This is a genomic window from Stenotrophomonas sp. BIGb0135 (assembly GCF_024810105.1).
GTDB lineage: Bacteria > Pseudomonadota > Gammaproteobacteria > Xanthomonadales > Xanthomonadaceae > Stenotrophomonas > Stenotrophomonas maltophilia_AB.
In genome coordinates this window covers 167,785-193,816 of sequence record NZ_JANUDX010000009.1, presented here as the reverse complement: position 1 = coordinate 193,816, position 26,032 = coordinate 167,785, and the positions used below count along the sequence as shown (strand labels likewise).

At 68.1% G+C, this 26,032-nt stretch carries 25 protein-coding genes and 2 tRNA genes; 14 read left to right on the top strand and 13 right to left on the bottom strand.

The features are described 5' to 3' along the window. Positions 1-42 precede the first annotated feature (42 nt). The 6 genes from M2421_RS17080 (at position 43) to M2421_RS17055 (ending at position 8,331) form a co-directional block, all read left to right on the top strand. Positions 43-2,112 (top strand): TonB-dependent receptor, encoded by a 2,070-nt coding sequence (locus M2421_RS17080; RefSeq protein WP_259208967.1) that lies wholly within the window; start codon positions 43-45, stop codon positions 2,110-2,112. Between the two features lie 229 nt (positions 2,113-2,341). Next, positions 2,342-4,519 carry a YccS family putative transporter gene (yccS, locus tag M2421_RS17075; protein WP_259208966.1) on the top strand — a complete coding sequence of 726 codons (2,178 nt, stop codon included), beginning with the start codon at positions 2,342-2,344 and terminating at the stop codon, positions 4,517-4,519. 140 nt (positions 4,520-4,659) lie between these two features. Continuing rightward, entirely contained in the window at positions 4,660-5,454 is a 795-nt protein-coding gene (locus tag M2421_RS17070; RefSeq protein WP_259208965.1) for an SDR family oxidoreductase, read from the top strand. 88 nt (positions 5,455-5,542) lie between these two features. Next, a complete protein-coding gene (locus tag M2421_RS17065) occupies positions 5,543-7,432 on the top strand; it encodes an MFS transporter (RefSeq protein ID WP_259208964.1) in 1,890 nt (629 codons plus the stop codon). 117 nt (positions 7,433-7,549) lie between these two features. Then, positions 7,550-7,909, top strand: a complete 360-nt coding sequence (locus tag M2421_RS17060) for a CD225/dispanin family protein (protein ID WP_259208963.1) — start codon at positions 7,550-7,552, stop codon at positions 7,907-7,909. Positions 7,910-7,941: 32 nt separating this feature from the next. Further along, entirely contained in the window at positions 7,942-8,331 is a 390-nt protein-coding gene (locus tag M2421_RS17055; protein ID WP_259208980.1) for a DUF2752 domain-containing protein, read from the top strand. A gap of 9 nt (positions 8,332-8,340) precedes the next feature. On the opposite strand, the gene ampE is transcribed toward M2421_RS17055, so the two are convergent. The 5 genes from ampE to M2421_RS17030 form a co-directional block, all read right to left on the bottom strand. Continuing rightward, positions 8,341-9,234 (bottom strand): regulatory signaling modulator protein AmpE, encoded by an 894-nt coding sequence (gene ampE, locus M2421_RS17050; RefSeq protein WP_259208962.1) that lies wholly within the window; start codon positions 9,232-9,234, stop codon positions 8,341-8,343. Between the two features lie 113 nt (positions 9,235-9,347). Next, positions 9,348-10,259: an NAD(+) diphosphatase gene (gene nudC / locus M2421_RS17045; protein ID WP_259208961.1), complete on the bottom strand. Its 912-nt coding sequence runs from the start codon at positions 10,257-10,259 to the stop codon at positions 9,348-9,350. Between the two features lie 66 nt (positions 10,260-10,325). Beyond that, entirely contained in the window at positions 10,326-10,715 is a 390-nt protein-coding gene (gene erpA / locus M2421_RS17040; RefSeq protein ID WP_256776573.1) for an iron-sulfur cluster insertion protein ErpA, read from the bottom strand. Positions 10,716-10,762: 47 nt separating this feature from the next. Further along, positions 10,763-11,221, bottom strand: a complete 459-nt coding sequence (locus M2421_RS17035; protein ID WP_259208960.1) for a polymer-forming cytoskeletal protein — start codon at positions 11,219-11,221, stop codon at positions 10,763-10,765. Positions 11,222-11,225: 4 nt separating this feature from the next. After that, entirely contained in the window at positions 11,226-11,978 is a 753-nt protein-coding gene (locus M2421_RS17030; RefSeq protein ID WP_259208959.1) for a DUF6776 family protein, read from the bottom strand. Between the two features lie 181 nt (positions 11,979-12,159). Here M2421_RS17030 and M2421_RS17025 point away from each other — a divergent pair, with 181 nt between their 5' ends. The 3 genes from M2421_RS17025 (at position 12,160) to M2421_RS17015 (ending at position 17,039) form a co-directional block, all read left to right on the top strand. Continuing rightward, on the top strand, positions 12,160-12,789 hold the full coding sequence (locus tag M2421_RS17025; protein WP_259208957.1) for a DUF4126 domain-containing protein: 630 nt from the start codon (positions 12,160-12,162) through the stop codon (positions 12,787-12,789). Between the two features lie 45 nt (positions 12,790-12,834). Then, the gene (locus M2421_RS17020; RefSeq protein WP_259208956.1) at positions 12,835-14,712 is read left to right on the top strand and encodes an EAL domain-containing response regulator; all 1,878 of its coding nucleotides are present in this window, start codon (positions 12,835-12,837) and stop codon (positions 14,710-14,712) included. Between the two features lie 80 nt (positions 14,713-14,792). Next, complete coding sequence (locus M2421_RS17015) at positions 14,793-17,039, top strand: ATP-binding protein (protein ID WP_259208979.1); 2,247 nt, start codon at positions 14,793-14,795, stop codon at positions 17,037-17,039. Position 17,040: 1 nt separating this feature from the next. Here M2421_RS17015 and bfr read toward each other — a convergent pair whose 3' ends face one another. The 3 genes from bfr to M2421_RS17000 all read right to left on the bottom strand — a co-directional run bounded on the left by bfr (position 17,041) and on the right by M2421_RS17000 (position 18,631). Continuing rightward, positions 17,041-17,511 carry a bacterioferritin gene (bfr, locus tag M2421_RS17010; protein WP_259208955.1) on the bottom strand — a complete coding sequence of 157 codons (471 nt, stop codon included), beginning with the start codon at positions 17,509-17,511 and terminating at the stop codon, positions 17,041-17,043. 94 nt (positions 17,512-17,605) lie between these two features. Beyond that, complete coding sequence (locus M2421_RS17005; RefSeq protein ID WP_259208953.1) at positions 17,606-17,815, bottom strand: (2Fe-2S)-binding protein; 210 nt, start codon at positions 17,813-17,815, stop codon at positions 17,606-17,608. 186 nt (positions 17,816-18,001) lie between these two features. Then, positions 18,002-18,631 (bottom strand): RNA pyrophosphohydrolase, encoded by a 630-nt coding sequence (locus M2421_RS17000; protein WP_259208952.1) that lies wholly within the window; start codon positions 18,629-18,631, stop codon positions 18,002-18,004. Positions 18,632-18,751: 120 nt separating this feature from the next. Between M2421_RS17000 and M2421_RS16995 the strand changes: the two genes are divergently transcribed. Together M2421_RS16995 and M2421_RS16990 are read left to right on the top strand one after the other, a co-directional pair. Further along, positions 18,752-18,828: transfer RNA gene (locus M2421_RS16995), tRNA-Met, on the top strand. A 50-nt stretch (positions 18,829-18,878) separates the two neighbouring features. Then, positions 18,879-18,953, top strand: a tRNA-Gln gene (locus M2421_RS16990). Between the two features lie 1,101 nt (positions 18,954-20,054). Here the strand turns inward: M2421_RS16990 and rpsI are convergent. Both rpsI and rplM read right to left on the bottom strand, forming a co-directional pair. Beyond that, positions 20,055-20,447, bottom strand: coding sequence for a 30S ribosomal protein S9 (rpsI, locus tag M2421_RS16985; protein WP_017354549.1), 393 nt, complete (start codon positions 20,445-20,447; stop codon positions 20,055-20,057). Positions 20,448-20,449: 2 nt separating this feature from the next. Next, the gene (rplM, locus tag M2421_RS16980; protein WP_017354548.1) at positions 20,450-20,878 is read right to left on the bottom strand and encodes a 50S ribosomal protein L13; all 429 of its coding nucleotides are present in this window, start codon (positions 20,876-20,878) and stop codon (positions 20,450-20,452) included. Between the two features lie 181 nt (positions 20,879-21,059). Here rplM and coq7 point away from each other — a divergent pair, with 181 nt between their 5' ends. Further along, positions 21,060-21,704 carry a 2-polyprenyl-3-methyl-6-methoxy-1,4-benzoquinone monooxygenase gene (gene coq7 / locus M2421_RS16975; RefSeq protein ID WP_259208949.1) on the top strand — a complete coding sequence of 215 codons (645 nt, stop codon included), beginning with the start codon at positions 21,060-21,062 and terminating at the stop codon, positions 21,702-21,704. Between the two features lie 197 nt (positions 21,705-21,901). On the opposite strand, the gene speD is transcribed toward coq7, so the two are convergent. Further along, positions 21,902-22,696, bottom strand: a complete 795-nt coding sequence (gene speD, locus M2421_RS16970) for an adenosylmethionine decarboxylase (RefSeq protein WP_019185315.1) — start codon at positions 22,694-22,696, stop codon at positions 21,902-21,904. A 147-nt stretch (positions 22,697-22,843) separates the two neighbouring features. On the opposite strand from speD, the gene crp reads away from it, so the two are divergent. Beyond that, complete coding sequence (gene crp / locus M2421_RS16965; protein WP_256776562.1) at positions 22,844-23,533, top strand: cAMP-activated global transcriptional regulator CRP; 690 nt, start codon at positions 22,844-22,846, stop codon at positions 23,531-23,533. Positions 23,534-23,665: 132 nt separating this feature from the next. Continuing rightward, positions 23,666-24,427, top strand: coding sequence for a sulfite exporter TauE/SafE family protein (locus M2421_RS16960; RefSeq protein WP_259208943.1), 762 nt, complete (start codon positions 23,666-23,668; stop codon positions 24,425-24,427). 54 nt (positions 24,428-24,481) lie between these two features. Here the strand turns inward: M2421_RS16960 and M2421_RS16955 are convergent, their stop codons facing one another. Together M2421_RS16955 and trpC are read right to left on the bottom strand one after the other, a co-directional pair. Next, positions 24,482-25,198 (bottom strand): haloacid dehalogenase-like hydrolase, encoded by a 717-nt coding sequence (locus tag M2421_RS16955; protein WP_259208942.1) that lies wholly within the window; start codon positions 25,196-25,198, stop codon positions 24,482-24,484. Then, the gene (gene trpC / locus M2421_RS16950; protein ID WP_259208940.1) at positions 25,195-25,989 is read right to left on the bottom strand and encodes an indole-3-glycerol phosphate synthase TrpC; all 795 of its coding nucleotides are present in this window, start codon (positions 25,987-25,989) and stop codon (positions 25,195-25,197) included. The genes M2421_RS16955 and trpC overlap by 4 nt, the downstream gene beginning before the upstream one ends. Between the last annotated feature and the right edge of the window lie 43 nt (positions 25,990-26,032).

Genomic DNA, 26,032 nt, shown 5'->3' with positions numbered 1-26,032 from the left:
AGATCGCGGACGGCGTTGCGCTGTCCGCCAAGGAACCCATCGATGCTGTCGTCTTCCCTGCCCCGCCTGGCCACGCTCGCCGTGGCCCTGTCCCTGGCCTGTGCCGCGCAGGCGCAAACCGCCCCGGATGGCGCGCCGCGCGCGCGCTCGGCCACCGACCTGGATGCCATCAAGGTCACCGCCGAGCGCACCCACACCGACACCGGCGCGCTGGGTGACCGCGCGGTGCGCGATACCCCGTTCGCGATCGCCGTGGTCGGTCGCGAAGAGATCGAGAAGCGCCAGGTCGTCTCGCTGGGCGAGGCCTTCCTGACCGACCCGTCGGTGGTTACCCAGGTCAGCGCGTATGCCAGCGGCTGGAGCTCGCCGATCCGCAACCGCGGCATCGACCTCAGCTACGACAGCTACCGCGTCAACGGCCTGCAGGTCTCTTCGTGGGGCACCGAGTGGCCGCTGGAAGTGATGGAGCAGGTGGAACTGCTGAAGGGTCCCGGTGGGTTCATGTACGGTTTCGGCCAACCCGGCGGCATCGTCAACTACGTGACCAGGAAGCCGACCGAGGTCACCATGCTGTCGGCGCAGCTCGGCTGGCGCGAGGCGGGCATTGTCAGCGGCCAGGTCGATGTGGGCGGGCGCTTCGGCAACGAAGACATGTTCGGCTACCGCTTCAACGCGTACCAGGAGAAGGGCGAGACCTTCAACGGCGGCGACGTGAACCGCAAGGTCGGCGCGCTGTCGCTGGACGCGCGTCTGAGCGACCGCCTCACCTGGACCTTCGATGGCGTGTTCCAGTCGCGCGACCTGGCCAACGAATCCCCGCAGTACTACTTCATCGGCCTGACCGAGCTGCCGCGCGCGCTGGCCGGCGACGTCGACAACAGCATCGACGGCAGCTACTACGATACCCGCTCCAGCCTGCTCTCCACCGCGTTGAACTGGCAGATCAACAGCGACTGGAAGGCCAGCCTGAGCTATGGCGTGACAACCTCCTGGAACGACGTCAACAAGATCTTTGCCTACATCGACGACGTCAACGGCGACTACAACGTCAACACCTACGAACTCGGCGGCAAGAGCGAGTGGACGTTGGCCCAAGCCATCCTCCAGGGCCGTTTCGACACCGGCCCGCTGTCGCACCAGGTCGTGGCCGGGGTCTCCCACCAGACCGGGCTGGGCTGGGACCGCCCGTACGAATGGAACACCATCGGCCGCGGCAACATCTACCAACGCCCGGTGCTGCGCCACGACGCAGTGGGCTCGCGCGTGCTCAGCCGCGGCAGCGAAACGGTGCAGCAGGCGGTCTTCGTCAGCGACACGGTCAGCATCGCCGACGGCTGGTCGGTGCTGGCCGGTGCGCGCTACAACGACTTCGAAAACAAGGGCGCCTACCACACCTACCCGGTCACCCCGACCTACGCCGTGATGTACAAGCCGGCCGACGCCGTCACCGTGTACGCCAGCTACGTCGAATCGCTGGAGGCCGGCAGCCGCGTCGGCAGCGACTACATCAACGCGGGCACCGTGCTCGACCCGACCCTCAGCAAGCAGTACGAGATCGGTGCCAAGATCGAAACCCCGCGCTGGAATGCCAATGCCGCCGCCTTCCGCCTAGAGCGCGGCGCCAACATCGACCTGCTCACCCCCGCCGGCAAGGTACTGGTGCAGGACGGCATCACCCTGTACGAGGGCGTCGAAGTCAGCGGCGACGTCCGCCTGACCGACACGCTCACCGTCGGCGGCGGTGTCACCTGGCTCGACCCGACCTACGACAAGCTGTCCCCCGACAGCGCCGCCCAGCAGGGCAACCGCACCGCCGGTGCCGCACGCTGGCAGGGCGTGCTGCATGCCGACTACAGCATCCCGCAGGTGGAGGGCCTGAGCGTCTACGCGCTGGCCCGCTACTACGGCGATGTCTACTACGACGCCGACAACACCCTCAACCTTCCCGACTACACCCTGGTCAACGCCGGCCTGGGCTACCGCATGCAGCTGGACGGCCACCCGGTCACCTGGCGCGCCGGCGTGGAGAACCTGGCCAACAGAAAATACTGGTCCAATGCCGGCGTCGGCCTGCCGCGCACCTTCGCGGTGAGCGTGCGTTTCGACCTGTAACCGTTCCGGTCATGCCGAGCCACGCTCGGCGACGTTCAGGGCGATGGCGTCGGCACCTGGCGGCCGCGCTTCGCGCGGTGCCGAGCATGGCTCGGCACTACCGGCTTCTCCGTTGGGCAACGACCCACAGCGGTGGGGCCCCATCGCGACGCTGTTGAGGTGGGGACACCCGCGCTGTCCCCTTCACCCTACACCGGCAATAATGGGCTGCCCCGCACCCCGAGCCCGCATGTCCGCCCGAGAATCCCGCCTGAGCCGCCTGTGGGCGCACGAAAAGGCCAGCTATGGCCTGCGGGTGTTCATTGCGCTGTCGGTGGCGATGGGCGTGTGCTGGCATCTGGACCAGCTGCCGGCCCTGCCTGGCGTGTTCCTCGGCATCATCGCCAGCGCCATCGCCGAAACCGACGACAACGCGTGGGGCCGCACCAAATCGGTCGCGCTCTCCCTGGTGTGCTTCATCATCGCCGCCACCGCCGTGGTCGAGTTGTTCGCCTGGCCGTGGGTGTTCATCGCTGCCCTGGCCCTGTCCACCTTCGGCCTCACCCTGCTCGGCGCCCTCGGCGAACGCTACGCCTCCATTGCCCAGGCCACCGTCACCCTGGCCATCTACACCATGATCGGCCTGGAACAACACGGCGCCAGCGACCGCGCCCAGGCCATCAACGCGGTCAGCCATCTGCTCGCCGGCGCGCTCTGGTACGGCCTGCTCTCCATCCTCTGGACCGCCCTGTTCGCCAACCGCCCGGTGCGCGAACGCGTCGCCCGCCTCTACCTGGAACTGGGCCGCTACCTGCAGCTCAAGGCCGACCTGTTCGAACCGGTCCGCGATGCCGACGTGCAGAAGCGCCAGCTCGCCCTGGCCGAACAGAACCGCCGCGTGGTCGACGCGCTCAACATCGCCAAGGTCGCCATCCTCGCCCGCTTCGGCCGCTCCGGCCGCCCCGGCGTGCAATCCGGCCTGTACCTGCGCCTGTACTACATGGCCCAGGACTTCCACGAACGCGCCAGCTCCTCGCACTATCCCTACGGTGCGCTCACCGAGGCGTTCTTCCACAGCGACGTGCTGTACCGCTGCCAGCGCCTGCTCGCGCTGCAGGGCGAGGCCTGCGCCAACCTCGGCCTGGCCATCCGCCTGCGCCGCCCCTTCCAGTACGGGGAACGCACCAAGCAGGCCACCGCCGACCTCACCGATTCGCTCACCTGGCTGCGCGCCCAGCACAACCCGCAGTGGCAGCGCCTGCTGTCCTCGCTGGAACTGCTCGGCCACAACCTGCAGAGCATCGAGCGGCGCCTGTCCGAGGCGGAGAAGTCGGACTCCACCCTGGACAACGTCGACACCCGCCTGCGCGACACCAACCCGCACACCCTGCGCGAAATGTTCGTGCGCATCCGCCAGCAGCTCACCCCGGGCTCGGTGCTGTTCCGCCATGGCCTGCGCATGGCGCTGGCGCTGATCGTCGGCTTCGCCGCCATCCGCCTGTTCAACGCACAGAACGGTTCCTGGGTACTGCTCACCATCGTGTTCGTGTGCCGCCCGCACTTCGGCGCCACCCGGCAGCGGCTGGCCCAGCGCATCGCCGGCACGCTGATCGGCCTGGTGCTCACCTGGGCCTTGATGCAGCTGTTCCAGGACCTGCGCATCGAACTGCTGATCGCGCTGCTGTCCGCGCTACTGTTCTTCTTCACCCGCAGCGACCGCTACCTGGTCGCCTCGGCCGCGATCACGGTGATGGCCCTGACCTGCTTCAACCTCATCGGCGATGGGTTCCTGCTGATCTGGCCGCGCCTGGTCGACACCCTGCTCGGCTGCGCGATCGCCGCCGCGGCCGCGTTCCTGATCCTGCCCGACTGGCAGGGCCGGCGGCTCAACCTGGTGATGGCGCGGGTGCTGGCCAACTGCGCGCGTTACCTGGACGCGGTGCTCGGCCAGTACGGCAGCGGCATGCAGGACGACCTGGCCTACCGCATCGCCCGGCGCGACATGCACAACGCCGATGCGGCGCTGTCCACCGCGCTGTCGAACATGCTGCGCGAACCGGGCCACGTGCGACGCAACCTGGATGCCGGCTTCCGCTTCCTGGCCCTGTCCAACACCCTGCTTGGCCACCTCTCCGCGCTCGGCGCACACCGCGCGCAGCTGGACAGCTACGTCCAGGACCCGCAGGCCCAGGCGGGGCGCGAGCGCGTCGAGCAGGCCATGCAGCGCATCGCCGCGGCACTGGAGCAGCGCGAACCGGTGGACGACACCGACAACGACGGCGACCGCGCACTGGCCGAGCAGCTGGAACAGATCACCGACGACATGCCGCCCAAGCTGCAGCTCATCCGCACCCAGATGGGACTCATGCTGCGCCTGCTGCCCAAGCTGCGCGGCGCTGCCAACGAAGCGGCACGCACCCTGCGCTGAGGCGGTGCAACGCAGCGTTGCGGCGCGTGCACGGGTGCCGCAGAGACGCGCCCCACCATGAAGGGAACGCGGGATGCACGACGCCCTTACCGGCGGCCGCGCACACTGACCGCGTTCTCCCCCTGCTCAAGGAACCGCCCATGCAACTGGATCTCACCGGCAAGACCGCCCTGGTCACCGCCTCCACCGCCGGCATCGGCCACGGCATCGCCCATGGGCTGGCCGCCGCGGGTGCCCGGGTCGTCGTCAATGGCCGCAGCCAGGCCTCGGTGGACGCTGCGCTGGCCACGCTGCGCCAGGCCCTGCCCAACGCGACCCTGCTCGGCGCCGCCGCCGACCTCTCCGACGCCGCCGGCGTGGACACCCTGCTGGCCGCGCTGCCGGCCATCGACATCCTGGTCAACAACGCCGGCATCTTCGGCCCGCAGGACTTCTTCGAGACCGATGACGGCACCTGGGACCACTACTGGCAGACCAACGTGATGTCGGGCGTGCGCCTGTCGCGCGCCCTGCTGCCGGGCATGGTCGAGCGCGGCTGGGGCCGGGTGCTGTTCCTGTCGTCCGAGTCGGCCCGCAACATCCCCGCCGACATGATCCATTACGGGGTCACCAAGACCGCCCTGCTCGGGCTGTCGCGCGGGCTGGCCAAGCGCGTGGCCGGCAGCGGCGTCACCGTCAATGCGGTGCTGCCCGGCCCGACCCTGTCCGATGGCTTCGCGGCGATGATGGAGGACGAGCGCGCACGCACCGGCAAGTCGCTGGAGGTGCTCGGCCGCGAGTTCGTGATGGCCAACCGGCCCACCTCCGTGATCCAGCGCGCGGCCACGGTGGAGGAAGTGGCCAACATGGTGGTCTACCTGGCCTCGCCACAGGCCTCGGCCACCTCCGGCGCGGCGCTGCGGGTGGACGGCGGCGTGGTCGACGACATCGTCTGACCCCGCCCGGCAGCGCCGGGGACCGCGGCGCTGCCATCCTGCGCGAACGACGACAGTGCTAGGCTGCGCCGGTTCGCAAGGAGATTCCATGTCCGGCCACAGCCAGTTCGCCCTGCTCAAGCAGCGTCGCTTCCTGCCGTTCTTCATCGTCCAGTCGCTGGGCGCGTTCAACGACAACGTGTACCGCCAGGCCATCATCGGCCTGCTGTTCTACCTCGGCGTGAGCCAGGAAGAACAATCGCTGTACACCACGCTGGCGCCGGCCATCTTCATCCTGCCGTACTTCCTGTTCTCCGCCCTGGCCGGGCAGATCGCCGAAAAACTGGAGAAATCGCGGCTGATCGTGATCACCACCACGATGGAGATCGTGATCATGTCGCTGGCCGCGGTCGGCTTCCTCACCCAGAGCATGCCGGTGCTGCTGGTGGCGTTGTTCTGCACCGGCCTGCAGTCCACCCTGTTCGGCCCGGTCAAGTACTCGGTGCTGCCCTCGGTGCTGCGCCCGGAGGAGCTCACCGGCGGCAATGGCCTGGTCGAGATGGGCACCTCGATGTCGATCCTGACCGGCATGATCAGCGGCGGCATCATCTTCACCCTGGCCGGCAGCTTCGGCCCGGTGGTGGCGGCCACGGCGGTGATCGCGCTGGCGATCGTCGGCAACATCACCGCGCGGATGATCCCCAAGGTCGACGCCGGCGCGCCGGACCTGAAGATCAACTGGAACCCCATCCCCGAGTCGTTGGCCGTGCTGCGCCTGGCCAAGAAGCAGAAGGCGGTGCGCAACGCCATCCTGGGCGTGTCCTGGTTCTGGTTCGTCGGCACGATGCTGACCTCGCAGCTGCCCACCTACGCGGTGGTCAACCTCGGCGGCGAGCCCACGCTGTACATCTTCGCGCTGGCGCTGTTCTCGGTCGGCACCGGGGTCGGCTCGCTGCTGTGCGAGAAGCTGTCCGGGCGCACCGTTGAAATCGGCCTGGTGCCACTGGGCGCATTCGGCATGACCGCCTTCATGCTGGACCTGTATTTCGCCCGGGCCGGCACCGCCACCGCCGCCGGGCTCGGGGTCGCCGCATTCGTCGCGCAACCGGGCAGCGTGCGCATCATCGTCGACCTGGTCGGCATCGGCCTGTTCACCGGCTTCTTCGTGGTGCCGCTGTTCGCGCTGATCCAGAGCCGCACCCCCAAATCGGAGATGTCGCGCGTGTTCGCCGCGCTCAACATCCAGAACTCCGGCTTCATCGTGGGCGCCGCGCTGATCGCGCTGGTCACGCAGAAATTCCTGCACTGGACCATCCCGCAACTGTTCCTGGCCCTGGCCATCGCCAATGCCGTGGTGGCGATCTACATCTTCACCATCGTCCCCGAATTCCTGATGCGCTTCCTCAGCTGGGTGATGGTGCGCGGCCTGTACCGGCTGCGCCTGCACGGCATCGAGGCCAACGTGCCCGACGAAGGCGCCGCGCTGATCGTGTGCAACCACGTCAGCTACATGGATGCGCTGATCCTGTCGGCCACCATCCCGCGCCCGGTCCGCTTCGTCATGTACTACAAGATCTTCAACATCCCGGTGATGCGCTGGATCTTCCGCACCGCCAAGGCGATCCCGATCGCCGGCGCGCGCGAGGACCCCGCGCTGATGCAGGCTGCCTTCGACGAGGTCGACGCGGCGTTGGCCGAGGGCGAGCTGGTCTGCATCTTCCCGGAAGGCGCGCTCACCCGCGATGGCGAGATGGCCGCGTTCAAGTCCGGCGTGGAAAAGATCCTGGAGCGCCGCCCGGTGCCGGTGGTGCCGATGGCGTTGCGCGGGATGTGGGCCAGCATGTGGAGCCGGCGCGATACCCGGATGGGCCGGATGCGCGTCCCGCGCCGCTTCCGCGCGCACGTGGAGGTCGCCGCGGGCCCGGCAGTGCCGGGCGCGACGGCCACCGCCGACGCACTCGAACAACGGGTCCGCGACCTGCGGGGCACCAACGGCTGAGGCCGTCGGTGCCCATGTAACCGTATACATACCGGCATTCACATCGGTTAGATTACCGCCCAGCACGGTCGAACGCGCTGTTCGACACCACCCACCCCAGAAAATGGAGCTTCGCCAATGAATGCCACCGCCCCGCTGCCGCCCGCCTCCGGTACCGTCCCGAACTACCTGATCTGGTCGATCATCGTTACCGTCCTGGCATTCTTCATGTGCTGCGTGTCGTGCCTGAGCTTCCCGGCGATCGCCACCGGTATCGTCGCCATCGTGTTTGGTACCAAGGTCAACACGCTGCTCAACCAGGGCGACCTGGTCGCCGCGCGCAATGCCTCCAAGAACGCCAAGATCTGGGCCTGGGTCACCTCCGGCATCCTGATCGCCGCCACCCTGTTCTCGCTGATCTGGCTGGCCACTGTCGGCACCGAGGGCTACATGGAACAGATCCAGCAGCTCCAGCAGCAGATCGAAAACAGCAACTGATGCAGGCACTGCACGGCAAGCGCTGGTTGTTGATGGCGGCCCTTCCGCCGACGGCGCTGGTCGTCGGCGCGGGGTTCTGGGCGTTGCGTCATTTCGACCCCAACAGCGCCAACAGCCCGTTCCCGCCGTGCAGCTTCCACGCCGTCACCGGTTTCTACTGCATTGGCTGTGGGCTGACCCGTGCGCTGCACGCGTTGGCCCATGGCGATGTGCTGACCGCCATCTCGATGAACCCGCTGGCCATGCTGATGCTGGCCATTGCCCCGCTCGTGCTGGGCTGGACGCTGGGCTGGCGCCCGCGCTGGATGCAACCGTTGATCACCCTGCTGACCACCCCGGCGTTCTGGCTGACCCTGCTGCCGGTGTACTGGATCGCGCGCAACCTGCCGTGGGTACCGTTCACCTGGCTCGCGCCGGGCTGATCGCCCCGCTCAGGTCACCCAGCCGGCGATCACCAGCAGCGCCAGCGCTGCCATCCACAGCAGCAGCATCCGCCATACCAGGCTCATCGCATCGCGCAGTTCCGGCAGGCGTCGCCACACCGGCACCATGCCCGCATCGCTGTAATCGTGCGCGTCCTCGCGCAGCTCCGCGCTGACGCTGGCGCGCGCCACCGCGCCCAGGAACACCGCCGAGGCCGCCCACTGGTTGCCGTGGGCCTGCCGCCAGGCCTTGTACGCGGTATCGAAATTGCCCACCAGCGCCATCGACAGCGACATCAGCTGCGCCACCGGCCACTCCAGCCAGCTCAACACCCGCCGCGCCCCGATCGCGCAGTCCACCGGGGCCAGCGCACGCATCGGCCCGACCGCCAACAACGCCAGCAGGCGATACGCCAGCGCACCGACCGGGCCCAGCAGCAGGAACCAGAACAACACCGCGAACCAGCGCCGCAGCGCGTTCAGCACGGTCGCTTCGACCAGCGAGGACACGTCTTCGTGCAGGCTGCCGCCGGCGGCCTGCAACTGGGCGATTGCCAGGTGCCGGGTCGGCGCGTCGTCGGCATCGATCACCGCCTCGACATCGCGGTCCAGGTCACGCGGGCCCCAGCAGACCACCAGCGTCGCCACGCCCAGCAGCAGCGAGGGCAGCCCGAACAGGCGCCCGTGCAGCGCCCACTGCAGCAGCAGCAGGACCAGCAGCCAGGGCAGCAGCGCCAGCACCCACCCCTGGCGCGAGCGCCAGAAGCCGCCCTCGGCGGCATGCGCATCCAGCCATTGCAACCAGCGCCGGTACAGCCCGAACCGGCGCAGCGCCACCGCCGCGGCAGGGGCGACGTGGCCAAGGGCCAGGGCGACCAGCACGGCGACGAGGGTGGTGAACATGTAAGCCTCCGGCGCGGTTTCTGGCCGCTACTATGCCCTGCGACCCGGCAATTCCCCGGGCCAGTGCCACTCTACGCTGCCGCGTGTTCAGCCAGCGGCAACGGCGCTCCCGGTCACCCCACCTGCTGGCGGTACCAGTGCTCGATCAGGCTGCGCGAGATCGAGATCGGCGGTGACAGGCGAATGCCCAGCCCGTCATCGTCCACATCCCGCGCCAGCGCCGCACCCACCTCGTCCACGGTGAACCAGCGCGCATCTTCCAGCTCACCGTTCACGGTGGGCACGTCGTCTTCGGCCGTGGCGGCAAAGCCCAGCATCAGCGCGCCCGGGAACGGCCACGGCTGGGTGCCCAGGTAACGGCACTCGCGCACCCGCACCCGGCTTTCCTCGAAGACCTCGCGCGCGACCGTCTGCTCCAGCGACTCGCCCGGCTCGACGAACCCGGCCAGTACCGAATAGCGGCGCGGCGCCCAGTTGGCCTGGCGCCCCAACAACAATCGCCCGTTGTTTTCCACGGCCACGATCACCGCCGGGTCCACCCGCGGGTAGTGCTCGGTGCCGCATTGCCCGCAGCGCCCGACGAAGCCGCCGCGCGAGAAGGTGATCCCACCCCCGCAGACCCCGCAGAAGCGCGTGCGCGAGTGCCAGTACGACATGCCGCGCGCATAGCAGAACGCGCTGGCGTCGGCGGCCGACCAGGTGGTGGCCGACTCGCGCAGGTCCACGCGTTGCGGTGCGGTCACATCGACCGCGGCAGATTCCACCGAGAACCAGCCGCGCTCACCCCGCAGGCCGAGGAAAATCGCGGTGCCCGGGCCGCCGCCGAGCTGCGCGCCACGCAGCGCGAGGGGCTGGCCGTCGTCGCCGGCCAGCGCGCGGCCATCCGGGTCCATGACCAGGACGTGGGCAGTCGGCCACAGGCGTGCCAACGCGTCGGCGTCATCACGCAGCGTATCGGCACGTTCGAGGGGGTCGGTGGTGAAGGCGAAACCGGACAGCGGCGAAGAAAATCTGGACATGCACAAAGCCTGCCCATATTCGACGACAGTGGCAAGCGCCGACGGACCCGATCGGGTCGCCGGCGCGCACCATCACATGCTGAAACTGCTGCCGCAGCCGCAGGTGGTCTTGGCGTTCGGGTTGCGGATCACGAACTGCGCGCCGGTCAGGCTTTCGGTGTAGTCCACTTCGGCGCCCATCAGGTACTGCAGGCTCAGCGGATCGACCAGCAGGGTGACACCATTGGTGTCCACGGCCAGGTCGTCCTCGGCGCGGTTCTCGTCGAACTCGAAACCGTACTGGAAGCCCGAGCACCCACCGCCCTGGATGTACACGCGCAGGGCGAGCGAGGTACTGGCCTCGTCCTGGATCAGTTCCTTCACTTTGGCCGCAGCGGCCTCGGTGAAGTTCAGGGGACGGTCCAGCGACTGGTAGTTCGGCGCGGGCGCGGGGGCGCCGGGCAGGGAAACAAGCGTGCTCATGCCCCCAGCATGGGGGCGCATGAGCACGCTTTCAAGCGATCGGCCGTTCAGGCCATCGCGTTGGCGAGCTTCTTGCGGGCGCTGCCGTCCTTGCCTTTGTCGCCGTTCTCGTCGGCCGGCGGCGGCAGCGCCATCTGCGCGGCGCCATGAATCAGGCGGCCGGTGAGCTGGGCCCCGGCGTTCATCTCCACCACCTGGTAGTGGATGTTGCCGGTGACCCGGGCAGTCGGGGTCAGTTCGACCTTTTCGCTGGCATGCACGTCGCCGTCGAGGCGGCCACTGATGACCACCACCTGGGCGCGGATCTCGCCCTCGATGCTGCCCTGTTCGGCCAGGGTCAGGGTGGCGTTGGACGCCCCCTCGGCTGCGATCACCTTGCCCAGGATGGTGCCTTCCACATACAGGCCCCCACTGAACTCCACGTCACCCCGGATCACCACCTGTGCGCCGATCAACGCGTCCACGACCAGATGACCGTCGCGGTTGGATTTATTGCTGCCAAACATGGGCTTACTCCCCTTCTTTTGCCGATGGTGCAGCCGGTGCGCCGGCCTGCTTCCAATCAAAAACCTGGGTGGCGCCCCCCGCGCCCGATCCCAGCGTGACCCGCACACGTTGCGGGGTGAAGTCTTTCGGCAGGATGATGCTGCCGGTGAGCTGCTGGAAGTACCGGAAGGAATACTCCTGGCCCGGCACCTTGGTGCGCTGGTGCAGCTCGTCCCAGCTGACCGAGGTCAGCTTGCCGTCCTTGACGCCTTCGACGGTGAAACGCATCTGCCCCTGGCTGATGGCGCCCCGGTTGAGGTTCTGGGTGAGCACCACGGCGTACTGCCAGGTGCCCCCGGTCTCCGGCGAAAACTCCACCGAATGGGTGTTCAGGCCCTTGCGCTGGCTGGTCGCCCCGACCAGCCGCTCGTAGAAGGCCACGTCGGCACGCAGCCCGGCGATTTCCTCGTCGCGCTCGCCCAGCGAGGTCTGCACTTCATTGTTGGCCGCGCGGCTGATCCGGTCGGAGGCCTGCAGCGTGGCCTGGCGCTGCTGCAGTTCGACCACCTGCTTGTTCAGGGTCTCGGCGCGGGCCTGGGCCGCCGCCAGCTGCTGGCCCACGTCACCGCCCGGGCCGGCGGTCCAGCGACCGACCAGCACCGCCACGATGAGCGTGAGCAGCCACGCCCCGGCCAGGAGGGCCAGACGGCGGCGATCCTGCACGGGCGGCGTGCCGGGGCGGCGGATCTGGATACGTGAGGGTGACGGGTGGTTCATGGCGGTTGTCCGCGGCAGCGCAGGGCGCTACCGGCACGGCCCCTGTCGGAACGAGCGACTGGCTAGTGTAAATCAGGGGGGAGGGATTTCACGCGCCGGGCAGGGTGGCCGGCGGTGGCGTTCATTGACGTCATCCCCGATAGTGTGGGCCTGTGCACACTTTGCAGGCGGAGCCCGTCCCATGACCGAAGCCCATCTGTTCGTCATCGGCATCCTGCTGGCCTGGCTGGCCGGGATCCGCGTGTACCTGACCGTGTTCGGCGTGGGTCTGGCCGGGCTGCTTGGCTGGGTCGACCTGCCGCCGGCGCTGCAGGCCACCGAGTCGTGGTGGGTGCTGGGCACCTCCGCGGCGCTGGCGATCGCCGAGTTCTTTGCCGACAAGATCCCCGGGGTCGACTCGGCCTGGGACCTGGTGCAGACCCTGGCGCGGGTCCCGGCCGGTGCGTTCCTGGCCGCCGCCACGCTGTCGCCCAGTGGCGAACTCAGCGGCACCGCCTTGGTCGCCGGCGCCGGCGTGGCGCTGGCCAGCCATGGATTGAAGTCCGGCACCCGCGCCCTGCTCAACACCTCGCCCGAACCGGCCAGCAACTGGATGGCCTCGGCGGCCGAGGACACCGTGGTGGTCGGCGGCCTTGCGCTGGCACTGGCGCACCCGTGGCTGGCGCTGGTGGTGGTGGTCGGCTGCAGCCTGGCCGGCGCGCTGGTGGTGTGGCTGGTCTGGCGCACGTTGTGGAAGGGCATGCGCTGGCTGCTGGGCCAGGCCACCGAACGATCCGCCGCGCTGTCGAACCGCGACGTGTTGCCACCGTAAGCAGCGACATGCACGGCATAATTGCGCCGCAGACTGGGAGTACTGATGGCCGTCACCGAAAACGTTGTTGCATCCACCCGCGTCATCCGCGCTGAAACGCCGCCGGCCGATCACTGGCAGCGTTGGGTCGGCGCGACCGCGCCTGCCGTGGCCCCCAGCAACGTGGTGCCGCTGACTGCTGCCCTGGCCGCCGCACCGGCCCCGCCGCCGATGCCGGTGCCGCCGCCGCTGGAACCGGGCCAACACGACGAGGCCGCACCGCCGCTGGCGCTGGACGCGCCCTACCGGGTGCTGATCGTCGAGGACGACCGCTCGCAGGCCCTGTTCGCGCAGAGCGTGCTACATGGCGCCGGCATGGAAGCGATCGTGCACAGCGACGCCGAAGGCGTGCAGCAGGCGATCGCCGACAACCGCCCCGACCTGATCCTGATGGACCTGCACCTGCCCGGCCTGGATGGCATGCGCCTGACCGCGCTGATCCGCCAGCAGCCCGGCCAGCAGCTGCTGCCGATCGTCTTCCTCAGCGGCGACCCGGACCCGGAACGCCAGTTTGAAGTCCTCGACAGCGGTGCCGACGATTTCCTCAGCAAGCCGATCCGCCCGCGCCACCTGATCGCCGCAGTCTCCAACCGGATCCGCCGCGCCCGCGCCCAGGCCGCCTCGCAACCGGGCGCGCAGGGTGCCCCGGCGATGAACAATCCCGAGACCGGCCTGCCCACCCGCCACCATGTCATGCAGCAGCTCGCCGCCTCGCTCGCCCATCGCGACCAGGGCGGGCTGTTCTTCATCGAAGTTGCCAGCGCCCTGGGCCTGCGTGAGCGCTACGGCTATGCCGCCTTCGAGCGCCTGATGGTGCAGGCCGCGCAACGCCTCGCCGACAGCGCCCAGCCGCACCTGCTGGCCCGCCTCAACGACAACAGCTTCCTGGTCCTGGCCCGCGGCATCGACGAAGAGAGCCTGGACGTGCTCGCGCAGAACCTGCGCGAGCAGTTGTCCGCGCGCGCCTTCGTGATCCGCGACGACGAATCGGTGCACCTGCGCGGCGTGGTCGGCCATGCCCAGCTGTCGCTGGGCTTCAGCGATGCCGGCGCGGCGCTGGAAGCGGTCGAACGCACCACCCTGCAGGCCCGCCTGCTCAGCGCCGGCGTGGCCGCGCACGTGCGCCGCGAAGACATCGCCGCGCAGGAACACCTGGCCCTGCTCGACGGCCAGCTGGAACTGGCCTACCAGCCCATCGTCGCCGTTGCCGGCGGCGACAGCGCGCAGTACCAGGTGCTGCTGCGGCTGCGCCAGGCCGATGGCAGCGTGCTCGCCGCCGGCCAGGTGATTCCCGCCGCCGAAGCGGCCGGGCGCATCGCCGACCTCGACCAGCAGGTGATGGACCATGCCCTGGGCCTGCTGGACCTGTACCGCCATGCCACCCAGCCGCTGAGCCTGTTCGTGTCGCAGTCGCTGCGCACGCTGGCCCGCGACGCCTTCGCCGACTGGCTGCTGGAATCACTGGCGCGTCGCCAGATCGCCGGCAGCGCGCTGGTGATCGATGTGCGCCTGCCCGACGCACTCATCCACACCGTCACCCTGCAACAGTTCTGCACGCGCATGAGCGCGGCCGGCGTGCGCTTCTGCCTGAGCCAGTTCGAGCCCGGCAGCGAAGCCAATGCGCTGCTCACCCAGTTGCCGCTCAGCCATGTGCGCATGGCCGCGCGCTTCTCCAGCAGCCATGCAAACCAGCGCACCCGCGACGAACTGCGCGCGGCGATCGAGCACGCGCACCGCGCCGGGTTGCTCATCATCGGCCAGCAGATCGAAGATCCGCAGGCCGCCGCGGCCATGTGGATGGGCGGCGTCGACTTCATCCAGGGCAACATGGTGCAGTCCGCGGGCAGTGAACTGAACTTCGACTTCCACAACGCGGTGTTGTGAGCATGACAGCCCACGGACGGGTTCCCCGCGCACTCTGGCTGGCGGCCACGGCCGCTGCCGTCGGCGCCACCGCGGCCAGCATGGCCGCGCTCGGCAGCCGTGGGCCATGGCCGGCCATCGCTGCCGGCGCGGCCGTGCTGGCGGTCATCGCCAGCCTGTCCTGCGTGCAGCACTGGCGCGACACCCAGCAACGGCTGCAGCAGTTGCAGCGGCGCGGCGACGCACTGGCACGCGAACGCGACCAGCTGCAGCACGCCGTGCAGCAGCAGGACGCGCTCGAGCAGGAACTGCTGCAGGCCAAACAGGCCGCCGAGGCCGCGGCACTGGCCAAGGGCGAGTTCCTGGCCACGATGAGCCACGAGATCCGCACCCCGCTCAACGGCATCCTGCCGATGCTGGACCTGATCGCCGGCGGCCAGCTCGGCAACGACCAGCGGCAGATGCTGCAGACCGCCACGGTCAGCTCGCAGCAGTTGCTGCGCATCGTCGATGACATCCTCGATTACTCCCGTCTGGAGGCCAAGGGCCTGGACCTGGAGATCACCACCTTCAACCTGCGCGAACTGCTCGAAGGCCTGGTCCAGCTCATGCAGCGCACCGCCGATCCCAAGGCGCTGAAGCTGTCGTTGGAACTGGACCCGGCGGTCCGCCTGTCGGTGCGCGGCGATCCGGTGCGGTTGCGCCAGGTGCTGGGCAACCTGCTGGTCAACGCGATCAAGTTCACCGAACGCGGCCAGATCCGCGTGCGCGTGCAGCGCCAGGGCGAGACCAGTGCCCAGCACCAGCTTCGCTTCGAGGTGATCGACAGCGGCATCGGCATCGACGCGGCCCTGCAATCGCGCCTGTTCCAGTCCTTCAGCCAGGCCGACGCCTCCACCACCCGCATCTACGGCGGCACCGGGCTGGGGCTGGCCATCTGCAAGCGCATCATCGACCTGATGCACGGGCGCATCGGCGTCAGCTCGACCCCGGGCCAGGGCGCCACGTTCTGGTTCGAGATCCCCCTGCTGAAGGTGATCGGCGACCTGCCCGCGCCCGGCAACGGCGCCACCCGCGCCCTGCTGGTCAGCACCGATGCGGTGCTGGCCGCGCGCCTGGAGCGCGTACTGGACCACCACGACGTGCGCGTGCACGTGGTCGACAGCGCGTCGGCCGCGCTGGACATCCTGCGCGCGCCGCAGCGGCCCGGCATCGAGCCCGCCCTGGCCTGGGTGATCGCCGACACCGACGCGCTGCGCCACGGGGCCACCGCACTGCACCGGGCGGTCCTGCGCGATGGCCGCGACCCCGCGCCCAAGCTGCTGTGGCTGCAGGGCAAGGAGCCGCTGGCCGCGCTGCTGCTGGACGATGCGCTGCAGTTGCCGCGCGACGCGGCCGATGGCGAGCTGCACGCCCTGCTGCGCCCCACCACCGCCACGGCCCGGCCAGCACCGCTGCTGGCCGAAGCCGATGCCACCCGGCCGGCGCCGTCGCCGCACCTGGGGTTGCGCGTGCTGCTGGTGGAAGACAACAGCGTCAACCTGGCCGTCGCCCAGCGCCTGCTGCAGGTCCTCGGCTGCAACGTGGTCACCGCCCATGACGGTGAACAGGCGCTGCAGTACCTGGACCGCCACCCGGTCGACCTGGTCTTGATGGATTGCCAGATGCCGGTGCTGGATGGCTACCAGGCCACGCGGCGCTGGCGCGCGCAGGAGGCCCAGGCCGGCGCCGAACGCCTGCCGGTGGTGGCGATGACCGCCAACGCCATGGCCGGCGATCGCGAGCGCTGTCTGCAGGCGGGCATGGACGACTACCTGTCCAAGCCGGTCAACCGCGCCTCGCTGCAGGCCTGCCTGCAACGCTGGCAGGGCCAGGCGCCGTCCGCGCGCGTCCCGCTGCAGGCGTTGCGCGAGCCGGAACCGGCCGAGATCGCCTCCAGCCTGGCCGCGCTGGGGCTGGCGGGCTTCCCCGACAACGGCGACGAGCCGCTGCCGGTACTCGACAGCAGCGTGCTGGATGAATTGCTGGAGGTGATCGGCGCGCAGACCGCGCACATCATCGGCGTGTTCCTGGACGACACCCCGGCGCTGATCCAGCAGTTGCAGGACGCCTCGGTGGCCGCCGACCTGGACCAGCTGCGCGCCATCGCGCACAGCCTCAAGTCGGCCAGCGCCAATGTCGGGGCCATCGCCCTGTCGGCGGCCGCCCGCCGGATCGAACATGACGCGCGCGCCGGCACCCTGGAGCGCCCCGCCGTGGCGGTGGCGCTGCTCATCGCCGAATTCGCGCGTGCGCGGATCGCGCTGGCCGGGTATCAGAACGGCCTGCGCGCCCCGCTGCAGGGCTGACTCAGTCGTCCAGCTTGGTCAGCAGGTAGTTCGGCTCGCTGATGCGTTCGATAAGCTCGAGCTGGGTTTCCAGCCAATCGATGTGCTCTTCTTCGGAATCCAGGATCTTCACGAACAGCTGGCGGCTCACGTAGTCGCCCACGGAGTCGGCATACGACACCGCATCGCGCAGGGTGACCACACCGTCGCGCTCCAGCGCCAGATCGCACTGCAGGATCTCGGTGGGGTTTTCGCCGATGCGCAGCTTGCCCAGCGCCTGGAAGTTCGGCAGGCCTTCGAGGAAGAGGATGCGGTCGGACAGCATGTCCGCATGCTTCATTTCTTCGATCGACTCTTTGTACTCGTGGTCGGCCAGTTCCTTCAGGCCCCAGTTCTTCAGCATCTTGGCGTGCAGGAAGTACTGGTTGATCGCGGTCAGCTCGTTGTAGAGGACCTTGTTGAGGAATTCGATGACTTTGGCGTCGCCCTTCATGAGCTGCTCCTGCTGCGTGTGAACGCGCGCACTGTAGCGCTTCGAGCCGGACGATGAGGGAACGCGAATCACGCGCAGCTGCGCGTGCGGTGCCTCAGGCGACCTGGGCCAGGCCCAGCAAGGGCAGCGGCAGATCGTGGGTGGCGCTGAACTTGGCCAGCAGGTCGGCCGCCATGTCCAGGCAGGAGCCGCAGGTGGCGCCGCAGCCGGTGCGCATGGTCAGTTCGGACACGCTGGCGACACCGCTTTGCGCGGCTTCGCGGATCTGGTGGTCGGTAACCCCGTTGCAGATGCAGACGTACACGTGCGGACTCGACAGACAGGCCCGGATCGGCCTGCGGCTATTCCAATCGAAACGAGAATGGTTGTCAATTTCGTATCTGAATCATTCTCGATACGGTTCAGCCACTCGCGCCTTGAGGCCCGGAGAAGGCGGCAGGCCGTCGCCCGGACGGGCCCGTGGAGCCACGACCTGGGTCGTGGCGCCGTCTCAGGGGGTACCCGGCTCGGCCTTGGCCTTCTTCGGCCAGTAGCCCCGCTTGGGCGGCGGCGTGCTGCGCTTGCGCGGCCGATCGTGCCCGGCCGTGTTGCCGGGCATCCAGGCCTCCTGGGCGGACTTGGGCATCGACTCCACCCCGGCCCCCGCCACGCCCCGCGCCAACGGCGCCAAGTGGCGCAGCGCGCGTGCATAGACGCCCCGCTTGAACATGACCACGTGTTCGACCGGGTACCAGAAATCCACCCAGCGCCACTGGTCGAACTCCGGGCTGTCGGTATGGTCCAGCGTCACATGGGATTCGTCGCCCGCCAGGCGCAGCAGGAACCAGACCTGCTTCTGGCCGATGCAGACCTGCTTCTCATTGCGACGGATGGCCCGTGCCGGCAGCCGATAGCGAAGCCAACCCGGCGTGGCCCCGAGCACTTCAACGTGCTCAGGCAACAACCCGGTTTCTTCGTGCAACTCGCGATACATGGCTTCGACAGGCGTCTCATCGGTATTCATGCCGCCCTGCGGGAACTGCCAGCCATCCCGGCGCACACGACGTGCCCAGAACACCTGCCCATCCTCCCGCATCAGCACAATGCCGACGTTCGGTCGATAGCCGTCCGGATCGATCACGATGCGGACTCCTAGAAAAATCTACTGGTTGGGACTGTGACACGCCGGCAGGCCACTCACAAGCGCGATGAAAAAGTGTTGACAGATCCCGGATACATCTCCAGAATTACCGGCTCCCTAGGCTATGTAGCTCAGCCGGTTAGAGCACAGCACTCATAATGCTGGGGTCGGTGGTTCGAGTCCACCCATAGCCACCAAGTTCTGCTTGGTTTTGTAGGGAAAAAGTGCAATACTTGCACGCATATATTGCCCCGTCGCCAAGCGGTAAGGCACCTGACTCTGACTCAGGCATTCGGTGGTTCGAATCCATCCGGGGCAGCCAAATAAAACAAAAGGCCTGATCGAAAGATCAGGCCTTTTGTTTTATTTGGCGCGATGAGCTGGGGACTTAGCGCCCAGCACGCCGACCTTGCCCAGCCAGGCTGGGGTCCGCCTCATCCACCCCCATATCCCTGCCCCGTCGGCGCGCGCCGCTGGACTGCAAGGGGTGTTTCGCGTGATGGGGCGCGAGGGGCGCCGAGTCCCGTTGGTGCCGGCGGGTGGGTCGATGGCGTTCGCCATCACCGGCGTGGACGCGCCGCGATTGACAGGCGATGACGCCCATGCGGTCGGCGACCGGTGATCAACGAACGTAATCGGGGTCACGACCACCGCAGGCGACGCCATCGGCTCGCGGATGGTGACGTGGTTGCCGGCCAGCGGCCGGCACTGATTCACAGCTCCCAGGTGCTGGACCCGTCCTGCCTCGCACGTCCCCTGCGCACCCGCCAGCGGTTGGGGGTCGGCGTGGGCGGGTTGGCGGGACCCCCGAGCCGCATAGGTGCGGCGACGGAGCTTGCATGGGTGACGGCGCCTTGCCTGCGAGGCGCCGCCTCGCAAGCGCCCGAACGCCCAGCCGCCAGCGGCTGGCCGGGCTGCGGAGCGGGACTTGTCGGGTGTACCGACCATTGACCCGGTCGATCCGGCAGGACTGATGCGCGGAGCAGACGCTTTGGCTTTGGCTTTGGCCGTGGCTGCTGCGCTGTGTCATGCGGCGCAGCCGAGCATGGCTCGGCTCTACCTTTCTGCGCGTGCCGTGTAGCCGAGCGTGGCTCGGCTCTACCTTTCTGCGCGGGCCGTGCAGCCGAGCGTGGCTCGGCTCTACCTTTCTGCGCGTGCTGTGCAGCCGAGCGTGGCTCGGCTCTACCTGTCTGCGCGTGCCGTGTAGCCGAGCACGGCTCGGTTCTACCTTTTTGCCCGTGCCGTGTAGCCGGGCATAGGTCGGCTCTACCTTTCTGCGCGCGCCGTGCAGCCGAGCATGGCTCGGCTCTACCCATGCGCCCCGCTCTGGGCCCTGCCCACAAACGACAAAAGCCCGGCCGAGGCCGGGCTTTTGCTGTCCTCCCAGCGGGACCCCGAGGGATCCCACGCCAGGCGCAATGGATCAGCGCTTGGAGAACTGGGTGGCGCGACGTGCCTTGTGCAGGCCGACCTTCTTACGCTCGACTTCACGGGCGTCACGGGTCATGAAGCCAGCCTTGCGCAGCTCGGACTTCAGGGTTTCGTCGTACTCGACCAGCGCGCGGGCGATGCCCAGGCGGATCGCACCGGCCTGACCGGTGGTACCACCGCCAGCGGCGGTGACCATGATGTCGAAGCTTTCGGTGTTCTTGGTCAGTTCCAGCGGCTGACGCACGATCATGCGTGCAGTCTCACGGCCAAAGAACTCGTCCAGCGGACGGCCATTGACGGTGATGTTGCCGGCGCCCTTGCGCAGGAACACGCGGGCGGTGGAGGACTTGCGGCGGCCGGTGCCGTAGTTTTGCGTGATAGCCATGATTAGATATCCAGAACCTGAGGCTGCTGAGCGGCGTGCGGGTGCTCGGAACCCGAGTACACCTTGAGCTTGCGGTACATGGCGCGGCCCAGCGGGCCCTTCGGCAGCATGCCCTTGACGGCGGTCTCGATGACGCGCTCCGGGTGGCGCTCAAGCGCCTGGGCCAGAGTTTCGGTCTTCAGGTTGCCGATGTAGCCAGTGAAGCGGTGGTACAGCTTGTCCTGCAGCTTGTTGCCGGTGACGGCAATCTTTTCTGCATTGATGACAACCAGGTAATCACCGGTATCAACGTGGGGGGTGTAGACCGGCTTGTGCTTGCCGCGCAGACGGCGGGCCAGCTCGGTGGACAGACGGCCCAGCGTCTTGCCGGAAGCGTCGACGAGATACCAGTCGCGCTGGACGGTCTCGGACTTTGCAGTGAAAGTGCTCATGAAAGAACTCAAGTAGGTCGGGCTCATTGCGGCGCTGAACGGCCGGAACTCTGCCACGCGTTGTGAAGAGGCGGGATTGTACTGGCCATGCCACCCACATGCAAGTCGCCCGCTGCCATGGCTTGGCACACCGGCGCCAGGGGGCGAGAATCGACGATCCCCCGCCGTAGCCGCCGCCCCCATGACCGCGACCCGCCAGATCACCCCGCTCGATCACCTGCTGACCGAAGCCCAGCGCGCCCTGGACACGGTGTTCGGCAACCCGCCGGCCAGCCGCCCCTACCCCGCCGAGGCCACCCCGGACGTGCAGATGGGCCGTGCGGAGCGCCGCCACGCGGCCGGGCTGATGCGGATCAACCACGTCGGCGAGGTCTGCGCCCAGGGCCTGTATTTCGGCCAGGCCGCGGTCGCCCGGGAAGCGGCGACCCGTGCCCACCTGCTGGAGGCGGCCCAGGAAGAGACCGACCACCTGGCGTGGTGCGCCCAGCGCCTGGGCGAGCTGGACAGCCGCCCGAGCCTGTTCAACCCCCTCTGGTATGCCGGCAGCTACACCATCGGCACCCTGGCCGGCCTGCGCGGCGACGGCTGGAACCTCGGGTTCGTGGTCGAAACCGAGCGCCAGGTCGAAGCCCACCTGGACGAACACCTGGGCACCCTGCCCCCGGCCGACCTGCGCAGCCGCGAGATCCTCAAGGTGATGAAGATCGACGAAGCCCGCCATGCCGACCACGCCGAGCATGCCGGCGCACGCAAGCTGCCGTTCCCGATCCCATCGGTGATGGCACTGGCCTCGGCGGTGATGAAGGGCATCGCCTACCGCGTGTAAGCGCGGCTGGCTGGCCCGGCGGGCCGCCTCCGGACCCGGAACGTGAACACGACAACGGCCCGGTGTCTTCACACCGAGCCGTTGTTGATCTGCGTCCGTGGAACCGTCAATTGCGCAAACCGCAGGTTCCACAGGCAGGACGCTTCCGTCCTGCGCAGCACCGCCACCGGTTGCCCGGGGCGGCTGTCACCGCCGCATTACTCGGCCAGGTTGCGCCCGTGGAACAGCTCTTCGATCTCACGACGCAGCAGCGCCTCGATCTTCATGCGTTCCTTGAACGACAGGTTCTTGGCCTTCTCTTCGAACAGGTACTGGTCCAGGTCGAAGTCCTTCAGGTGCATCTTCGTGTGGAAGATATTTTCCTGATAGACGTTGACGTCGAACATCTCGTAACGCGACTTGATGTTCTTGGCCAGGAAGTTCTGGATCGAGTTGATCTTGTGATCGATGTAGTGCTTCTTGCCCTTCACGTCACGGGTGAAGCCACGCACGCGGTAGTCCATGATCACGATGTCCGATTCCAGACTCTCGATCAGGTAATTCAGCGCTTTCAGCGGCGAAATGACGCCACAGGTGGCCACGTCGATGTCGGCGCGGAAGGTGGCGATGCCTTCCTGCGGGTGCGTTTCCGGATAGGTGTGCACGGTGATGTGCGACTTGTCCATGTGCGCGACCACGGCGTCGGAGATGAGCTCCTTGCCGGCCTGCTTCTTGTCGATCACCGGTTCTTCAGAGATCAGGATCGTCACCGAGGCACCCTGCGGATCGTAATCCTGGCGCGCCACGTTGAGGATGTTGGCGCCGATGATCTCGGCGACATCGGTCAAGATCTGAGTAAGCCTATCGGCGTTGTACTCTTCATCAATGTATTCGATGTAGCGCTGACGCTCCTCTTCGGTGCGCGCGTAACACACGTCATAGATGTTGAAGCTCAGCGCCTTGGTGAGGTTGTTGAAACCCTGCAACCTCAGGCGAGGCAACGGCTTGACCACGGCGGTCGATCCTGTGTGTGGTGGGAAAGGCGCAATTATGGGGCAAAGTGATCGGGGGCGAAACTTGCATCGAAAGGAATAGGTGTGCTGTGTTTGCCCTTCACAAACCGGATCGTTAAGCTCGCGGGACATAGCCGTGAATTGTTCATGAGCAAAGGGAGCGCCTCAAACGTGTCAACTGTGCGCCTTGCCACAAGTCCACTGGCCCTGGATATCGCCACCATCGACCGTTTCCTGGCCCACAGCCATCGCCGCCGCTACCCCGCGCGCACCGATGTGTTCCGCCCCGGGGATCCCGCCGGCACCCTTTATTACGTGATCAGTGGCTCGGTCTCTATAATTGCTGAGGAAGAGGACGACCGCGAGCTGGTCCTCGGCTACTTCGGTTCAGGTGAATTCGTTGGCGAAATGGGGCTGTTCGTCGAATCCGACCGCCGTGAGGTGATCCTGCGCACCCGCACCCCGTGCGAGCTGGCCGAGATCAGCTACGAGCGCCTCCACCAGCTGTTCCTCGGCCCGCTGTCGGCCGATGCCCCGCGCCTGCTGTACGCGCTGGGTCAGCAGATCTCCAAGCGGTTGCTGGACACCAGCAGGAAAGCCAGCCGCCTGGCCTTCCTGGACGTCACCGATCGTATCGTGCGCACCCTTCACGACCTGTCCCGCGAGCCGGAGGCCATGAGCCACCCGCAGGGCACCCAGCTGCGCGTCTCGCGCCAGGAACTGGCCCGGCTGGTCGGCTGCTCGCGGGAGATGGCCGGCCGCGTGCTGAAGAAGCTGCAGACCGACGGGCTCCTTCACGCCCGCGGCAAGACCGTGGTCCTGTACGGCACCCGCTGATTCGTAGGGCCGGCCATTGGTCGGCTTCCAGGGTCCCGCCCGGCATGCCACCGGGCCAATGCCGCCAGCCGCCCGCCAGCCGCCAGCACCACCCAGGCCGCCATTTCACCCATTTGCCGCTAGGCTGTTGCCATGGAACTGGGCAGCGAATTCTATTGGTTCATCCTGATCGGCCTGGGCGCGCAGCTGGTCGATGGCGCGCTGGGCATGGCCTTCGGGCTGGTGTCGTCCTCGGTCCTGCTCAGCATGGGCCTGCCGCCGGCAGCGGTGAGCGCCAGCATCCACACCGCCGAGGTGTTCACCACCGGCGCCTCGGGCGTCTCCCACCTGGTGGCCGGCAATGTCGACCGCCGCCTGTTCCTGCGCCTGGCCCTGCCCGGTGCGGTGGGCGGCGTCGTGGGCGCCTACGTGCTGACCCAGCTGCCCGGGGACGTCATTCGCCCCTTCATCTATTGCTACCTGCTGGTGCTGGCGATCTTCATCCTGCTGCGCGCGGCCGGGCGGCTGATGCCGGCCCAGGAAGTGAAGCGGGTGCCGGTGCTGGGGTTCGTGGCCGGGCTGCTGGATGCCAGCGGTGGCGGCGGCTGGGGCCCGGTGGCCACCTCCACCCTGCTCGCCCGCGGCGGCCAGGCCCGCACCACCATCGGCACGGTCAACGCGGCCGAGTTCGTGGTCACCCTGGCCGTGTCGATCACCTTCCTGCTGTCGATGGGCCTGCAGTACCTGAACATCGTGGCCGGGCTGATGATCGGCGGCATGATGGCCGCGCCGGTCGCCGCGCTGCTGGTCAAGCGGATCAAGGAGCGCTGGGTGCTGGTGGCCGTGGGCGTCCTGGTGCTGGCGATCAGCCTGTTCCAGATCGGCCATGCGCTGGTGCAGTGGCGCGCGGCCTGAGCCGGTTGCGTCATCCCGGCGGGACGACGCGAGACGCATCATCGATCGCGTCGCTCAGACCGGATCGCCGGCCCGATCGAGGCAACCCCAGTTGAGCACCGGCGTGCCCGGGGGCAGCACCTGGCGGAAGTGGGCCACCCGCGAGGCCTTCGGATTGACCACCACCGGCGCCTTGGCGGCCAGCAGCAGCGGCAGGTCGGCGCTGCTGTCGGAATAGGCGATGGCGATCTCGCCGTAGCCGCGCTCGCGCAGCATGCGCATCTTCTCTTCGTTGTGGCAGTGCCGGGTGGCGATCACCGCGCCCAGGAACGGGCCGACCTCGGTACCGATCACCGGCACGCCCTGATGGGCCACGAAGGTAAGGATCGCCCGGGCCAGCTCCGGCGGCGCCCCGGTGGCGACCACCACGCGGTCGCCCTGCGCCCGGTGCTGGGCGAACACGTCCAGCGCCACCGGCAGCAGCCGGCGGCGGATGTCGGCCTCGTGGGTGAGCACGTAGCGGTCGATGGCCTTGTTGAGGTCACGCGCGCGGTGCAGGCCGAAGGTGGCGATCCACACATAGCCGGAGATACCGCGGCGCCGGGTGGGCAGCAACGCCACCAGCGGGCCGAGGACCGGGGTGGCCAGCAGCGCGGCGAGCAGGCGCAACGGGTTGCGCTTGATCAGCCAGGCGAACAGATGGCTGCCCGAGTCGCCGTCATAAAGCGTGTGATCGAAATCGAAGACCACCAGCGGGGCGTCGTCGCGCGGCGTTGGGTAGATCGCAGTCATGCGCTGAAGAATAGCTGACGCAGGCCCTCGCCGGGCTCCTCCACGCGCATGAAGGCCTCCCCGACCAGGAAGGCGTGCACGCCGGCGCTGCGCATCCGGGCCACATCGTCCGCATCGACGATGCCGCTTTCGGTCACCAGCAGGCGGTCGCGGGGCACGGCCTGGCGCATGTCCAGGGTGGTCTGCAGCGATACCTCGAAGGTGCGCAGGTTGCGGTTGTTGATGCCGATCAGCGGCACCGGCACCTGGATGGCGCGCTCGAGCTCGTCGATGTCGTGCACTTCCACCAGCACGTCCATGCCCAGCTGCATGGCCAGGTCGGACAGCTCGGCCAGCTGGCGGTCGCTGAGTGCGGCCACGATCAGCAGGATGCAATCGGCGCCGAGCACGCGCGCTTCATACACCTGGTAGGGATCGATCACGAAGTCCTTGCGCAGCACCGGCAGCGTGCACGCGTCGCGGGCCTGCTGCAGGTAGGCGTCGCTGCCCTGGAAGAAATCGATGTCGGTCAGCACCGACAGGCAGCTGGCGCCGCCGAATTCGTAACTCACCGCGATGTCGGCCGGGTGGAAGTCGGCACGGATCACGCCCTTGGACGGGCTGGCCTTCTTCACCTCGGCGATCACCGCCGGGTTGCCGGCCGCGATCGAGGCGCGCAGCGCATCGGCAAAGCCCCGCACCGGAGGCGCCTGCACGAGGCGGTCGATCAGGACCTGCAGCGGCACGTCGGCGCGCCGGGCGGCGACTTCTTCGGCCTTGCGGGCCAGGATGGTGTCGAGGATGTCGCTCATGTCGGTCGGGTCCTTCAGGCCGGCCATTATCGGCCAGCCGCGG

Excerpts from the sequence above, each read along its gene's own strand:
- M2421_RS17030 (WP_259208959.1), bottom strand. The coding sequence starts at position 11,978 with ATGAACCACCCGTCACCCTCACGTATCCAGATCCGCCGCCCCGGCACG.
- rplM (WP_017354548.1), bottom strand. The coding sequence starts at position 20,878 with ATGAGCACTTTCACTGCAAAGTCCGAGACCGTCCAGCGCGACTGGTAT.
- bfr (WP_259208955.1), bottom strand. The coding sequence starts at position 17,511 with ATGAAGGGCGACGCCAAAGTCATCGAATTCCTCAACAAGGTCCTCTAC.
- M2421_RS17065 (WP_259208964.1), top strand. The coding sequence starts at position 5,543 with ATGTCCGGCCACAGCCAGTTCGCCCTGCTCAAGCAGCGTCGCTTCCTG.
- trpC (WP_259208940.1), bottom strand. The coding sequence starts at position 25,989 with ATGAGCGACATCCTCGACACCATCCTGGCCCGCAAGGCCGAAGAAGTC.
- yccS (WP_259208966.1), top strand. The coding sequence starts at position 2,342 with ATGTCCGCCCGAGAATCCCGCCTGAGCCGCCTGTGGGCGCACGAAAAG.
- M2421_RS17035 (WP_259208960.1), bottom strand. The coding sequence starts at position 11,221 with ATGTTTGGCAGCAATAAATCCAACCGCGACGGTCATCTGGTCGTGGAC.
- ampE (WP_259208962.1), bottom strand. The coding sequence starts at position 9,234 with ATGTTCACCACCCTCGTCGCCGTGCTGGTCGCCCTGGCCCTTGGCCAC.
- M2421_RS17020 (WP_259208956.1), top strand. The coding sequence starts at position 12,835 with ATGGCCGTCACCGAAAACGTTGTTGCATCCACCCGCGTCATCCGCGCT.
- coq7 (WP_259208949.1), top strand. The coding sequence starts at position 21,060 with ATGACCGCGACCCGCCAGATCACCCCGCTCGATCACCTGCTGACCGAA.
- M2421_RS17025 (WP_259208957.1), top strand. The coding sequence starts at position 12,160 with ATGACCGAAGCCCATCTGTTCGTCATCGGCATCCTGCTGGCCTGGCTG.
- M2421_RS17015 (WP_259208979.1), top strand. The coding sequence starts at position 14,793 with ATGGCCGCGCTCGGCAGCCGTGGGCCATGGCCGGCCATCGCTGCCGGC.
- M2421_RS17080 (WP_259208967.1), top strand. The coding sequence starts at position 43 with ATGCTGTCGTCTTCCCTGCCCCGCCTGGCCACGCTCGCCGTGGCCCTG.
- erpA (WP_256776573.1), bottom strand. The coding sequence starts at position 10,715 with ATGAGCACGCTTGTTTCCCTGCCCGGCGCCCCCGCGCCCGCGCCGAAC.
- M2421_RS17060 (WP_259208963.1), top strand. The coding sequence starts at position 7,550 with ATGAATGCCACCGCCCCGCTGCCGCCCGCCTCCGGTACCGTCCCGAAC.
- rpsI (WP_017354549.1), bottom strand. The coding sequence starts at position 20,447 with ATGGCTATCACGCAAAACTACGGCACCGGCCGCCGCAAGTCCTCCACC.
- M2421_RS17070 (WP_259208965.1), top strand. The coding sequence starts at position 4,660 with ATGCAACTGGATCTCACCGGCAAGACCGCCCTGGTCACCGCCTCCACC.
- M2421_RS16955 (WP_259208942.1), bottom strand. The coding sequence starts at position 25,198 with ATGACTGCGATCTACCCAACGCCGCGCGACGACGCCCCGCTGGTGGTC.
- M2421_RS17055 (WP_259208980.1), top strand. The coding sequence starts at position 7,942 with ATGGCGGCCCTTCCGCCGACGGCGCTGGTCGTCGGCGCGGGGTTCTGG.
- crp (WP_256776562.1), top strand. The coding sequence starts at position 22,844 with ATGAGCAAAGGGAGCGCCTCAAACGTGTCAACTGTGCGCCTTGCCACA.
- M2421_RS16960 (WP_259208943.1), top strand. The coding sequence starts at position 23,666 with ATGGAACTGGGCAGCGAATTCTATTGGTTCATCCTGATCGGCCTGGGC.